The sequence below is a fragment of the Legionella sp. 227 genome (assembly GCF_043161935.1).
GTDB classification, from domain to species: domain Bacteria; phylum Pseudomonadota; class Gammaproteobacteria; order Legionellales; family Legionellaceae; genus Legionella; species Legionella sheltonii.
Genome location: NZ_CP171154.1, coordinates 1,598,700 through 1,612,500, shown reverse-complemented (window position 1 = coordinate 1,612,500; position 13,801 = coordinate 1,598,700). Strand labels below are relative to the sequence as shown.

Here is a 13,801-nt window from a genome sequence, read left to right as displayed (position 1 = left end):
TGTTCCAGAAACAGAAACTCAGAACCTAGCCAATAATGGTGTTGCTTCCGACGTTCAAGATGTTCAAGAAGAAAAGAAAAACACGCCAGAGCAGACGAATCATGAAGATAAAGATTGGGCCCATATTATCCCTCATCTGAAACTTACTGGTTTAGCACTCAATGCGGCAGAAAATGCGGAATTAATTGCAAAGGATGGACGAGAAATCACGTTACGTGTGGCCAAAGGACATCAGTCCTTATTTACTCCAACGGTGTTCTCACGCCTTGAAGCAGCTCTAGGTCAATATTACCAGAATCCAATAAAAATTATTTTAAACAGTGATGAGTCGGTGCAAGCCTCTCCTGCTCAGCAGAAAGAGCAAGCAGCCCAACAAAAACAGCACAAAGCGGAAGTAGCATTGAACAATGATCCGATGTTCCAGCAACTTCAGCAAGAATTTTCAGCGAAACTGGTCAAAAATTCTATTGTCCCGCTAAAAGATGACTTATAATATAATGAATTTTTAAACCTAAACATATGAGGCCTTAATAATGGATATGAATCAAAATCTTGGCAACCTGATGAAAGAAGCGCAAAAAATGCAACAACGTATGCAAGAAGCGCAACAACAACTAAGTCAATTAGTAGTCACTGGTGAAGCTGGTGGTGGGATGGTTGTTATTAAAATGAATGGCCGACATGATGCTACCGAAGTGAAAATCAAACCTACAATGATGGAAGAAGATGTAGAAATGTTGGAAGATTTAGTTGCTGCTGCAATTAACGATGCCGTACGAAAAATTGAAAAAGCATCTAAAGAAAAAATCAGTCAATTGACCGCTGGTCTAAACATCCCAACTGACTTAATGGGCGGCGATAAGGAATAGTCCTAACGATGGATATGCTAAACCGCCTGGTAGAAGCGCTACGCTGTCTGCCAGGCGTAGGTCCAAAATCAGCACAGCGTATGGTGTTTCATTTACTCCAGCATCAAAGACAGAGAGGGTTACACCTTGCCTCATGTCTAGAGCAAGCGATGAACAACATTCATCATTGTGAACGCTGTGCTAATTATACAGAACAAACAGTTTGTACTCTCTGCCAAAATCCAAATCGGGATTCCTCCTTACTTTGTGTCGTAGAAAGCCCAGCTGATGTATCTGCTATAGAACAAAGCAACGCGTTTCAAGGGAAGTACTTCGTTCTCATGGGAAAAATATCTCCACTCGATGGATTAGGACCAGAAGACATTGGATTACCCCGACTTAAAAACCTTATCATCCAAGAACAAGTTAAAGAAGTGATATTGGCGTTAAGCCCCAGTATAGAAGGACAAACGACCATTCATTTTATTCACCAGCTTTTGCATAATCTGCCAATCAATATTACTCAATTGGCGCATGGTATTCCTTCTGGTGGAGAATTAGAGTTTTTAGATGGCAACACCATAGGGAACGCCCTTCGCAACAGAGCAATAATTCATGTTTAAAACAGTATTCCGCAGTAAATATCTTCTTATATTAATGCTTCTCATATCAGGGTTAGCAAATGCATCTTTTTATAAAAATTTGTGGCCAAAATGGGAAGTAAATAACCCTTTATCAAAAGAAGTGATTTCTCATAAACTTTGGCAAGATTTTCTAAATCGTCGTATCGTTACCAATGAAGAAAATATCAATCTGGTTGATTATGCCCACATGACTCAAACAGACTTAAATTTACTTAAAGACTATTTAAAGAGCATGTCTGAAGTAAATATTGATAATTACAATCGCGATGAACAATTGGCGTATTGGATTAATGTATACAATGCTCTTACGGTGCAAATTATAGCTAATTATTATCCAGTTACTTCAATCCAAGAAATTAATATTTCACCGGGATTATTCAGTATAGGCCCCTGGGGAGCTAATCTAATCACGGTAAGAGACACTTCTTTAACTTTAGATGACATTAATAACCGCATCATCAGAGCGATTTGGAATGATCCTCGCACTCATTATGCCTTAAGTAATGGCACGATTGGCGCACCTAATCTTAGTAGAAAAATCTATCAAGGAAAAATGCTTGAGGAACAATTAAATCAAGCTGCCTCAAATTATATTAACTCACTTAGAGGAGTTAATGTCATTGAGGGAAAACTCATTATCTCTAAATTATACGATTGGTATGAAGAGGATTTTGGTGGAAGCAAAAAAGATGTCATTTTTCATTTAGTACAATTCGCTAAAGAACCTTTACTAAGCCAACTCAAACACATAAACACCATTGACAGTTACATTTATAATTGGCATATAAACAGCCCTTCTCATGATCAGGAATAGATAGACTCACGCCATCTCGAGTATCACAGGGATCTCCCTCCAAACATTGCGCTACTGAGAGAAGATTACTCGTTATACTTGGGATAAGCTAATGTTCAACACGCTAAAATCACATCATTTTGGTCAATCTTACACAGTGCAAATAGCCCTAAAAATCGCAATAAAAATTACTTTAAACTAAGAAAAACAAGAGTATACTCGCTTATTTATCATGAGGAGGTGAACAAATGAATCGTGGTGGATTTTCATGGAAAAGATTGGTTGGCATCTCGGCCCTTAAAGCTAAAATTTCACGAAAAATTGGTATTCCACTGACTCAATCAGGTAGGGAAAAAAAGCTAGGCGCTTTAATCATTAAATATTTGCGTTCATTTCTTTTAGAAGCAAAGAAAAAATAATCAGGCGAATTAATCCTCTAGAACTGTGAAGCCTTCTCAAGATTGAGATCAAATGATGTGGCCTTAGAGCACCGATACACAGTAGATAAAGTATTCGAATATCGGTACTTAAATTGCCTCATTTGCTAAAATATTAGCGTTGCCAACAGGCTTCAATTAATCAGAACATTCAATAGATTGAAATAATTGTTCAATCACATTATCTGGAGTGATGGGAGTTTGTTGATAAATTCTTATTACTCTAAACACTGCATCGCGATTACGATCCCCTACATCGATGTTTGGATTAGCTAAATCATACCTATAAGTTGCAGCAAGCAAATGTCTATTTTTTAATTCGATTCGTAATGCTTCCAGAACACAGCATAAAGCATCGAATACTTTCAGCACCGTAATTCTTTCTTCTGTGTTTAGAATGGGTAACCAGTCGAATGTACTACCTTGTACGATTTTATAAAAAGTATAAAGCAAACAGCAAGTATCCTCATTAGCAAAAAAACCGTATAAATCCAAACACTCTGCAGAAGAACATTGATGGTACAAAATCACCATTTTTTCTCGAAAAATAACGGCACGTTGTTCTTGTTCTATCACTTCGGATAACAGATTTTGCTGTAGCATCATCACGGCATCGATTAAACGATTTGGGTTAAATGAGAATTTATAGGCCCGCTTAAGATCATGTAACCAATCACTAGCCTCAGGTTTTTCCTGACTTAGGCTCACATTTACTCTAAGTTTTTTAACTGCCGCCTGTATCAGTTGCCTGTGCTCTTCATTGATCTCGATGAGGATACCTTGAGGAGGTTCTTCATTATGTAAGAAATAATCAACAGTTGGAGTTAAATCATTTTTTAAGGCAACTCTATATAATTGTTGTTGTATTGATTCAATGTAATGATGCAATACCCCTAAACGCATTTGCACCGAAATGAGCTTTTCCGGATGTATTACATCAGTAAATAATTTGTCCGGGTAGAACTTGTAGAAGAAAATGGCATTAACCAAAGCAGCAAACTCTGGATTAGAAAAATATTCCAATACCATCTGTAGTTGCTCAACATTCCACTCATCAAATAGAGTAGCCCATGTAACCGGCACCTCATCATTTTTATTCAAAAAATCAAGCAATCCTTCCATCCACAAATTAAATTCTCGATTCGAGAATAATTGATGTGCTTCTTGCGACTGAGGATGGACTTGTTTCCGGGCCTGTTCTACAACAAACCAATTTGAAAATGGAGCACTTTTATGATTCATCCTCTCTCCTTGAGCGATGTCTTCAGATAATGAATTTTCTTAGCAGGGGAAAATGTAATGCTCTATTCCTCACAGGAAATATTTTATAATAGAACCGACTTACAGCTGCATAGAAAATCGATGGGCTTTCAGCTACTTTTTCTAGGATAATATCGAAAATAATTGCAAGTCTATATTAATCTTGACAAAATTATAGCGAATAGTGCTTAAAAAATCGGGAATAAATTAATGCCGCAACCCAGTTATCTATTATTTATTGATAACGATCCTGTGAGTGAGGATCTCAAAAAATACTTTGCTCAATTTAATATAAATATCGTGCAGCAACATCAATTAACTCCCATTCAAAACGGGTTAGGGAAAGTTGTTGCCATTTTAATTAGCTGGTCTATTTTAAAAAATAGACCGCAGGCCATTCATCAATTTTATACAGATTATCCAGTACCTTTATTGATTATTAATGATACTCCAGATGAGGAAGCCTGCATCAAAGTACTCGAAGCTGGAGCAGATGATTTTATTGTAAAGCCACTATTACCAAGAGAACTTCATGCACGCGTTAGTGCAATTAATCGACGGGTGTTACGCGCACAACAACAATCGGATCATGAGAAAGAGGTTCTTGTTTTTGCCAATTGGCGGCTTTATCCTGCATCCAGGCAAGTGTTCAGTAATGCGAATGAAGAATTATCATTAAGCGCTGGGGAATATGATTTGCTACTTACTTTTGTGCAACAACCCCAACGAATTTTGGATCGCGAACTCCTCCTGCAGATCACTAAAAACAGTGATTTAAATCCTTTTGATCGCAGAATTGATGTGCAAATAAGCAGGCTTCGCCAAAAGATAGAAGTTGATGCAAAAAAACCCGCCTTAATCAAAACCATTCGCAACGGAGGGTATATGTTCACAGCACAAGTAGTTACCTTAAAACAAAGTGATGAAATATAGCAGGTTAACACATCCACTGAATTACTTTTAAATATACTGTATATATTTTATACTTAGTATACACGGATTGTGAGGTGCTGCAATGGAGAGTACACAAGAACCCATTGATTATAAATCTATTTTTGAGTCTGCTCCTGGACTTTATCTTGTCTTAGATAGAGATTTTAAGATTATTGCTGCCAGCAATAATTATCTGCACGCCACTATGGTAACTAGAGAACAAATTATTGGGAAAAATATATTTGAAGTGTTTCCAGATAATCCAGAAGACCCTCAGGCAACTGGAGTAAGTAATTTAAACGATTCATTAAATAGAGTGTTAAAATATAAAACTCATGACACCATGGCAATCCAAAAATACGATATTCGCCGCCCTACCGAACAAGGCGGAGGATACGAAGAACGTTATTGGAGTCCGATAAATCTACCCGTTTTCGATAGCCATAAGAAAATTAAATATATTATTCATCGAGTCGAAGACGTCACAGAATACATTCAGCTAAAAAAAACTCGCTATGATCAACTAAAAGCAATGGAAGCGTTGCGTACCCGTGCCGGGGAGATGGAGATTGAAATTTATCAACGAGCACAAGAAATTCAAGTCATTAACAAAAAATTACAAGTTGCTAATTACAATTTAGCATCGCTTGATCAACTAAAAACACAATTTTTTGCGAATATTAGTCATGAATTACGTACCCCACTCATGTTAATTTTAGGCCCCATAGATACTTTGTTACGAGATAAAACTTTAGCGCCATCACAAGTCAAAAAAATACAATTAATGAAACAGAATGCACTTCTCTTATTAAAACATGTAAATGATTTATTAGATATTGCAAAATTTGATTCGGGTAGATTACAAATTAATTATTACAACATTGATTTTGTCCACCTTATTAAAAGGATTGTCTCTTTATTTGAGGCAGATATTGAAGCAAAAGGGTTGCATCTTTCTTATTCTCTACCCCCCAAATTATACATTCAAATCGATTATGAAAAAATCGAGCGTGTGATTATCAACTTGCTCTCCAATGCGATAAAATTTAGTCCATTTCATGGCACCATTAATCTGAAGCTCGATAAAATAAATGCGAATGCGGAGTTTTCCATTGAAGATAATGGCCCAGGGATTCCTTCAGAATATAGAGAAGCGATTTTTGAACGTTTCTTTCAAATGGAGGAAAGCATGGGGCATTCTGAAGGTACCGGATTGGGGCTAGCAATTGTAAAAAATTTTATCGAATTGCATCAGGGCAAAATTAAAGTGCAGCAATCAAAATTAGGTGGTGCGCTTTTTATCATGCAAATCCCGTTAAATGCTCCAGCAGATCAATTGGTGCATAGTGAACAACCCATGCACAAAACCATTGAAATCCCTCGCATTGTAAGCCAACGCAAAATAGTGACGAAGCAGCTTAATAGAGAAAATCATGCAAATCTACCTCTTGTTTTAGTGGTAGAAGATAATTTGACCATGAATGAATTTGTGTGTGAACTGTTAAGCAAAGAGTATCGTATCGCTAGTGCGCGAGACGGTAAAGAAGGTTTGGATAAGGCGATCAATTTACATCCTCAAGTAATCATTAGCGATATCATGATGCCCAATATGAACGGAATAGAAATGGTCCATGCAATAAGACAGCATTCGTCACTCCTGTCTACCCCTATTATGATTGTAACGGCGAAAGCAGACGATGAACTTTGTGTGCGCATGCTTCAAGAGGGTGCTCAAGATTATATGATTAAACCCTTCTCTACTGAAGAATTTAAAGCAAGAGTTGCCAATTTAATTTTAGTCAAACATGCAGAAGATGAATTGGAACGTTTTGTTTATTTAGCCGCGCATGATTTAAAATCACCCTTACCGGCAATCGAACATTTAGTTTCTTGGATTGAGGAAGATGTAGGCAATCAATTAACTTCCCAATCTCGAAAATATCTAACCTTCTTACGAAAGCGTGCTTATCGCATGTCTAATTTATTAGACGGGCTATTAAAATACACACAAGCCGGAACCATGCACTCAAAAGTTGAAAAAATTAATTTTCCCGAATTAGTAAACTCTGTCGCCCATAAAGTGGAAGCTGCAAATGACTTTAATATTTGTTGTGAGCATTGTGATTTTACGGTCGTGGCAGAAAGAAAACTATTACAAGAAGTAATATATGAACTGATTGATAATGGAGTAAAACACCACCATCTTCAGAAAGGGCACATTCAAGTGGGTGTTGCGGAAAAAAATGATTATTATGAATTTTTTGTCGCCGATGATGGGCCTGGTATTGAGCGCGCATATCAAGATCGGATTTTCCAACTTTTTCAAACCCTGCAACCCCGTGATGTTTTAGAAAGCTGCGGGGTTGGGCTTAGCATTGCTAAGAAAATTGTTGAAGCTCAAGGAGGAAATATCGGTGTCAAATCAGATAAAAATCAGGGAGCAATATTTCATTTTACTTGGCCTAAACAAATTGGAGGTGCGGCGTGACTCATAGAATAGCAATCCCCCATATCTTGGTTGTTGATGATGATGAAATTGATCGCATCTATTTAGAAAGAGAACTTGGCAAATTAAATTTGCCCCTTACATTGCAAATAGCTCGAAATGGGATTGAAGCCTTAGATATCTTAACGAAGGATAATACTGAAACCCAAGCACTGCCTACGATCATTGTTTTAGATTTAATGATGCCTAAAATGAATGGTTTAGAATTTTTGCAATCTTTTCGCGCCCATGCAAAATTTAATAGTATACGAATTTTTGTTCTTACCACCTCCAATAACAACAAAGATAAGATCGCGACAGAACACTTTAATATTGATGGATATTTTATTAAGGATACACAATTTAAAGAATTTCTTAATCAGTGTAAAAATGTATTGGAACACTTACGAAAATAACTGCACTCAACCACGATCACCTCATCCCGAGAAGATTATGAAGAAGAATAATACCCTTATTTTATCATCATACTCATACCTAATCTCGATCCTGCATCGGCTCGGAATAGCATTCAATGAATAAGGTCATTATTTGCGCTTTTTACTCAATTTAAATACCTTTACACTTTTAATCGTATTATCGCCTACTTTTAATATTTCCATACGATAGTTTTCTATAGCCAAACATGAATCAGCTGGAGGAATATATCCAAGATGTTCTACGATTAGACCACTTAAGGTTTTAGGTCCTATCAAAGGTAAGTGCCATCCCATTAAACGATTTAAATGACGTAGTGTTAGACCGGCATCGACAATAACTGAGCCATCACTTTGGGGCGTAATCCCTCGACTTAATGCAGCGACATCCGTGGTAAACTCGCCTACGATTTCTTCAAGTATATCCTCCATAGTGACTAGACCCTGAATATTTCCATATTCATCCACGACAAAAGAACTACGTCTTTTCATTTTCCTGAAATTTAAAATCTGAAGGTTGAGAGGGGTTGCTTCAGGAATATAGTATGGTTTATCAGCCGCATTCAATAGGCTATTAAGATCCAACTCATTCTCAATAGCCAAATTAAGAACATCACGTACATGAATCATGCCGACCAAATCATCTATCGAATCTCGATATAAGGGCAAGCGGGTATGCTTAGCTGTTTCTAATTGATATAGAATTTCCGACCAAGGCTCCTCTATGTCAATGCCTACGATATCTGATTTAGGAATCATAATATCTTCGACTGTTGCTTGTTCGAGATCCAGAAGGCTAATTAACATACTTTTGTGCTCAACAGGTAGCAAACCTCCTGCTTCATGTACTACGGAACGTAATTCTTCGCCCGTCAATGATTCTTTTTGGATTTTATCGATTGAGACTCGAAATAAACGTAAAACTCCGTTGGACATAAAGCTGGTTATATATACCAGCGGCGCAAGAATCCATTGTAAAATTTGCAAGGGTAACGAAGTAGCAAATGCAACTTGCTGTGGATAAATAGCGGCAAATGTTTTGGGGATCATTTCAGCAAATACTAAAATCACCAGGGTTAAAAAGGCGGTAGCTATGGCAATTCCTGCATCACCATAAATATGTTGGCCGATCAATGTCGCTATTGTTGAAGCAAGAATATTAGCCAGGGTATTACCGATTAACACCACACTCAATAATCGATCAGGTCGAGAGAGTATTTGATTCACTCTTATTGCCTGTTTGTTTTCTTTCTTGACCAAATGTTTTAACTTATAGCGGTTTATCGACATCATACCGATTTCAGTGCCTGAAAAAAAAGCAGCCAAAAAAACTAAAAGAAGCAGTATGATGAACAATGTAGAAAGATGGTATGCCACCGAATTTCCTTAAGCTTTTATCACCCGGAATAAAGTACCATATGGTTTCAAAGAAAGCGAGATAGAGCAAGCAACAAGAGTGATGCAATAATCTAAGTCAGTGTTGGTCTTTGAAGGCATTAAAAAATTTTTAACGCCTTCAGGTACTGCGCTTTATACTCGACACCTTGTATAAAAAAGTTTTTGCGCCCATTCCTCAAAATTTGACTTGTTGCTCATTACGTTTAGCCATTTGTACATAATATCGCCATTTCCTTGGAGGCGGTGATCCATCCCTAATCAGACAACTGGGCCAATTCAGTGATGGATTCCTGCCTTCGCCGGAATGACAATATCTAGACTATACGGCATTACAGGCAATAGATTTTTCGTAAAAAGGAAAACAATTACCTATTTTTTCTCTTTATCGTTAAAACGAGCGACACTAGCCATAATTTCTTCGTAAGCGGCTTCAGGACCAACCCAACCATTCAGCTTAACCCATTTGCCCTCTTCTAAATCTTTATAATGGCTGAAAAAATGCTCTAAAGAGTTTAATAAATGCTGTGGAATGTCTTCATGAGTTTTGATTGCTTCATAAATTTTAGTAAGTTTGTTTGTCGGAACAGCTAAAATTTTAGCGTCCACACCAGACTCATCAGTCATTTTTAACATTCCAACTGGTCGACATGGAATTACTGAACCACCGACTAGAGGCACTGGAGTTACAACGAGGACATCAACAGGATCTCCATCTTCCGATAAGGTGTTAGGAACATAGCCATAATTGACAGGATAAAACATTGGTGTTGATAAAAAGCGGTCAACGAATAAAACCCCAGACTCTTTATTCACTTCATATTTTACAGGTTCACTGTGCATAGGGATTTCAATAATTACATTAATTTCTTTTGGCAAATCACGACCACTGCTAATCTTCATTAAACTCATTTATCCATCTCCCCTCTTGTCGAAGTAAAAATAACTCAGCATTAATTTAGCTTGAAATAAAAGCATAAAATATGTCTTATTAGCGCACTCACTATAAAAGCAATTCTCCTCATACAAAGCGATTTTCATTTTAAAAATGATCATTGCCCACATGTAGAATGACGCTATAAAGCGGCTATTATGCGAAAAAACACATTAAAAGGCAAAGAGAAGCTGTCGCATTATAAGTAATGCAATGTATAATAGCTCTTTTAATTCAAATGAGATTGCCTATGAATTGCTTGTTTTGCAAAATTGCACAAGGTGCAATCCCTGCATCAGTAGTTTATGAAGATAATGAGATAATGGCTTTTCATGATCTCAACCCGCAAGCTCCTAAACATCTGCTGATTATTCCAAAGCAACATATTGCTACACTGAATGAAGCCAGCGATGCGAACCAGGCCCTGTTGGGAAAAATGATTTTAGGGGCAAAAAAAATTGCTCAAACTGAAGGAATAAGTGACGCAGGATATCGATTAGTTTTCAATATTAATCCCGACGGTGGCCAAACAGTATATCATATTCATTTACATTTACTGGGCGGACGTCATATGACTTGGCCCCCAGGCTAGGAATTCACTATGGAAAAACTATATAAAGAACTGCTAACACAATTAGGTGAAGATATAACTCGGCAAGGATTGGTTGACACGCCTGCACGTGCTGCCAATGCTATCCGTTATTTGACCAAAGGCTATCACGAAAATTTAGATGACATCATCAATGATGCCCTTTTTGATTCGGACATGAACGAAATGGTTATCGTGAAGGATATAGAAATGTATTCAATGTGCGAACACCATTTACTCCCATTCCTTGGCAAATGTCATGTGGGATATATTCCTGACGGCAAAGTAATCGGATTATCAAAAATGGCACGCATTGTTGATTACTACGCTCGACGCTTGCAAATTCAGGAGCGCTTAACCACCGAAATTGCAAAATGCCTGGAATCAATTACTGGTGCACGAGGTGTGGCGGTAGTTATTGAAGCCAAGCATCTGTGCATGATGATGCGCGGTGTTGAAAAGCAAAACTCAGTAATGACCACTTCAGTGATGCTAGGTGAAATGCGTAATAACCCAACAAGTCGCGCTGAATTCTTAACGTTGACCCAAAGCAAGTAATCCTGCTTAAATTTCATGTCGAACATTATTCCAGCGGTAAGCATTTACGGAAGATGCTGTACCCTGAGAATATGCGCATTATGATAAAATATGATGCTAAGAGCAGGAGCCCCCTCATCGAAAACGTCTCAGGATAATGGAAGTGTGTAAGAGGTGGATTTAAATATTAGCCTGCAATTGGATTTGATGCGGAATGTCTCCTAACGGCACCGCGCTCTCTTCAATGAAATTAAGCTCTCCAACATCAAGATGTCAGAGAGCTTAGCAATCAAAGGTTACTCTTCTTCGCCTACACGATCACTTACACTGGGCGCGTCTTGATGTACTTCCTCAAGAGGCTCCGCTGCAGCTGATGTAGCTGGAGCGTCTGTTGCTCCTTCTGCTTGCGGCTTATCTTTCCACTCAAGCTTCACACGACCTTGTTTATCGATACCAGCAACAAAGACTTCAATTTCTTGGCCTTCTTGCAGTACAGATTCAACTTTTTGTGATCGATCACTGCAGATTTGAGAAATATGGAGTAAACCGTCTTTTCCAGGTAAAAGATTGATAAAAGCACCAAAATCCACAATCTTACTTACCTTACCCTGATAAGTATGACCAACCTCGATTTCGGCAATTAATGCTTTAATTTGCTTTTGTGCCTCTTCCAATGCATTCATATCTGGAGAAAATAATTGAACTACACCTGTATCATCGATATCTATAGAAACACCAGTGCTATCAATCAATCCTTTAATTGTTGCCCCGCCTTTACCAATAATAGTTCGAATCTTGTCTTCAGCAACTTTCATGGTAGTAATTCGAGGTGCATGTTGCGATAACTCTTCTCTATGCTCTGCTAATGCATTATTCATGACACCAAGAATATGCAGGCGACCAGCTAAAGCTTGATCCAGGGCTTGCTCCATAATTTCACTGGTTATCCCGTGGATTTTAATGTCCATTTGTAATGCTGTAATTCCCTGTTCTGTTCCAGCAACTTTAAAATCCATATCACCTAAATGGTCTTCATCACCTAATATATCCGTTAATACAGCATAGCGGTCACCCTCTTTAATCAAACCCATTGCTACCCCAGCAACAGGGGCTTTCAATGGAACGCCTGCATCCATCAATGCAAGGCTGGTACCACACACTGTAGCCATTGAGCTGGAACCGTTGGATTCAGTGATTTCAGAGACCACTCTTAATACATAAGGAAATTCATTTGCTTCTGGTAATACCGCCATAATAGCTCGTTTGGCTAAACGACCATGCCCAATTTCTCTTCGTTTGGGGCTGCCAACCATACCAGTCTCGCCTACTGAATAGGGAGGGAAATTGTAATGCAGCATAAAGCGATCTTTTGTTTCTCCAATAATATTGTCGAGAAGTTGTGCATCACGCTCATTACCTAAAGTAGCAACAACAATCGCTTGTGTCTCGCCGCGAGTAAATAAAACGGAGCCATGAGTTCTTTCCAAAAGTTTTGTACGAATCGCAATCGGACGAACTGTCTTATGATCACGTCCATCAATTCGTGGCTCGCCATCGAGAATTCGATTGCGCACAGTAGCACGTTCTATTTCAACAAACATAGAACCAATAACATCTGCCTTTAACTCATCATTTTCAGCTTGCAGGGCTGCGATTGTCTGATCTTTCAATTCACCCAAACGTTGGTAGCGCTCTTGTTTGTCTCTAATCAAGTATGCTGCCTCAACATCCTGTTTAACCATATCAGCAACTCGTTGTTGCAAATGGGTATCCACTTCTGGTGGGGTCCATTCCCAACGGGCTTTACCACCTTGCGCTGCCAGTTCTTCGATTGCCTTGATTACGTTCTTCATCATTTCATGACCGAACATAATCGCGCCACGCATAATGTCTTCGCTTAATTCTTTTGCTTCTGACTCTACCATCAAAATAGCATCTTTAGTTCCGGCAACAACTAAATCCAGTCTGGATTGCTCTAAGTCTTTACGACTCGGATTCAATAGGTAAATCCCATCCTTATAACCCACACGTGCAGCGCCAATTGGCCCATTAAAAGGCACGCCAGAAAGTGCTAATGCGGCAGAAGAGGCAACCATTGCCACAATATCTGCGGAAACTTCAGGATTTAAAGAAAGAACTGTCGCGATGACTTGGACTTCGTTACAAAAACCATCAGGGAATAAAGGTCGAATGGGGCGATCGATCAATCGTGAAATTAATGTCTCATTATCAGAGGGCCTACCTTCTCGTTTGTTAAATCCACCGGGGATTTTACCAACAGCATAAAATTTTTCTTGATAATTTACAGTCAGAGGAAAAAAATCATTTCCTTCCGCACCTTCTTTTTTACCAACTACCGTAGCTAATACTTGGGTGCCATTCATACTGGCTAATACTGCTCCATCAGCTTGTCGCGCAATTTCACCTGTTTCCAATATAAGAGTGTGGTCACCAAATGCTATTTCTTTTGTAAACTTAGCCACGTAATCTTCCTCATTAAGTAATTATAACG

Annotated in this window: 14 protein-coding genes (1 of these 14 running past the window's edge); 10 read left to right on the top strand and 4 right to left on the bottom strand. The window is 38.3% G+C overall.

Annotated elements, in window-relative coordinates:
- The 5 genes from dnaX to ACF8MK_RS06900 form a co-directional block, all read left to right on the top strand.
- A protein-coding gene (dnaX, locus tag ACF8MK_RS06920; protein WP_392538710.1) for a DNA polymerase III subunit gamma/tau crosses the window boundary here: on the top strand, positions 1 to 493 show its final stretch. It extends 1,169 nt beyond the left edge of the window; 493 of the gene's 1,662 nt are visible here — the last part of the coding sequence; its start codon lies beyond the left edge, outside the window; it ends in the stop codon at positions 491 to 493.
- 40 nt (positions 494 to 533) lie between these two features.
- Positions 534 to 869 (top strand): YbaB/EbfC family nucleoid-associated protein, encoded by a 336-nt coding sequence (locus ACF8MK_RS06915; protein WP_028381768.1) that lies wholly within the window; start codon positions 534 to 536, stop codon positions 867 to 869.
- Positions 870 to 877: 8 nt separating this feature from the next.
- The gene (gene recR, locus ACF8MK_RS06910) at positions 878 to 1,471 is read left to right on the top strand and encodes a recombination mediator RecR (protein WP_265703479.1); all 594 of its coding nucleotides are present in this window, start codon (positions 878 to 880) and stop codon (positions 1,469 to 1,471) included.
- Entirely contained in the window at positions 1,464 to 2,306 is an 843-nt protein-coding gene (locus tag ACF8MK_RS06905; protein WP_392538709.1) for a DUF547 domain-containing protein, read from the top strand. The genes recR and ACF8MK_RS06905 overlap by 8 nt, the downstream gene beginning before the upstream one ends.
- A 227-nt stretch (positions 2,307 to 2,533) precedes the next feature.
- Positions 2,534 to 2,704, top strand: coding sequence for a hypothetical protein (locus tag ACF8MK_RS06900; protein ID WP_392538708.1), 171 nt, complete (start codon positions 2,534 to 2,536; stop codon positions 2,702 to 2,704).
- A gap of 156 nt (positions 2,705 to 2,860) precedes the next feature.
- Here ACF8MK_RS06900 and ACF8MK_RS06895 read toward each other — a convergent pair whose 3' ends face one another.
- The gene (locus ACF8MK_RS06895; RefSeq protein ID WP_392538707.1) at positions 2,861 to 3,964 is read right to left on the bottom strand and encodes a hypothetical protein; all 1,104 of its coding nucleotides are present in this window, start codon (positions 3,962 to 3,964) and stop codon (positions 2,861 to 2,863) included.
- 228 nt (positions 3,965 to 4,192) lie between these two features.
- Here ACF8MK_RS06895 and ACF8MK_RS06890 point away from each other — a divergent pair, with 228 nt between their 5' ends.
- The 3 genes from ACF8MK_RS06890 to ACF8MK_RS06880 all read left to right on the top strand — a co-directional run bounded on the left by ACF8MK_RS06890 (position 4,193) and on the right by ACF8MK_RS06880 (position 7,816).
- Positions 4,193 to 4,915 carry a winged helix-turn-helix domain-containing protein gene (locus tag ACF8MK_RS06890; RefSeq protein ID WP_265703486.1) on the top strand — a complete coding sequence of 241 codons (723 nt, stop codon included), beginning with the start codon at positions 4,193 to 4,195 and terminating at the stop codon, positions 4,913 to 4,915.
- A gap of 82 nt (positions 4,916 to 4,997) precedes the next feature.
- A complete protein-coding gene (locus tag ACF8MK_RS06885) occupies positions 4,998 to 7,403 on the top strand; it encodes an ATP-binding protein (protein ID WP_392538706.1) in 2,406 nt (801 codons plus the stop codon).
- Complete coding sequence (locus ACF8MK_RS06880) at positions 7,400 to 7,816, top strand: response regulator (protein WP_392538705.1); 417 nt, start codon at positions 7,400 to 7,402, stop codon at positions 7,814 to 7,816. The genes ACF8MK_RS06885 and ACF8MK_RS06880 overlap by 4 nt, the downstream gene beginning before the upstream one ends.
- Before the next feature lie 129 nt (positions 7,817 to 7,945).
- Here the strand turns inward: ACF8MK_RS06880 and ACF8MK_RS06875 are convergent, their stop codons facing one another.
- On the bottom strand, positions 7,946 to 9,211 hold the full coding sequence (locus ACF8MK_RS06875; protein WP_392538704.1) for an HlyC/CorC family transporter: 1,266 nt from the start codon (positions 9,209 to 9,211) through the stop codon (positions 7,946 to 7,948).
- Between the two features lie 390 nt (positions 9,212 to 9,601).
- Positions 9,602 to 10,141, bottom strand: coding sequence for an inorganic diphosphatase (gene ppa, locus ACF8MK_RS06870; protein WP_392538703.1), 540 nt, complete (start codon positions 10,139 to 10,141; stop codon positions 9,602 to 9,604).
- 272 nt (positions 10,142 to 10,413) lie between these two features.
- On the opposite strand from ppa, the gene ACF8MK_RS06865 reads away from it, so the two are divergent.
- Both ACF8MK_RS06865 and folE read left to right on the top strand, forming a co-directional pair.
- Complete coding sequence (locus ACF8MK_RS06865) at positions 10,414 to 10,755, top strand: histidine triad nucleotide-binding protein (RefSeq protein WP_392538702.1); 342 nt, start codon at positions 10,414 to 10,416, stop codon at positions 10,753 to 10,755.
- Between the two features lie 9 nt (positions 10,756 to 10,764).
- Positions 10,765 to 11,310, top strand: coding sequence for a GTP cyclohydrolase I FolE (gene folE, locus ACF8MK_RS06860; RefSeq protein WP_265703492.1), 546 nt, complete (start codon positions 10,765 to 10,767; stop codon positions 11,308 to 11,310).
- Positions 11,311 to 11,585: 275 nt separating this feature from the next.
- Here folE and pnp read toward each other — a convergent pair whose 3' ends face one another.
- Entirely contained in the window at positions 11,586 to 13,772 is a 2,187-nt protein-coding gene (gene pnp, locus ACF8MK_RS06855) for a polyribonucleotide nucleotidyltransferase (protein ID WP_392538701.1), read from the bottom strand.
- Positions 13,773 to 13,801 lie beyond the last annotated feature (29 nt).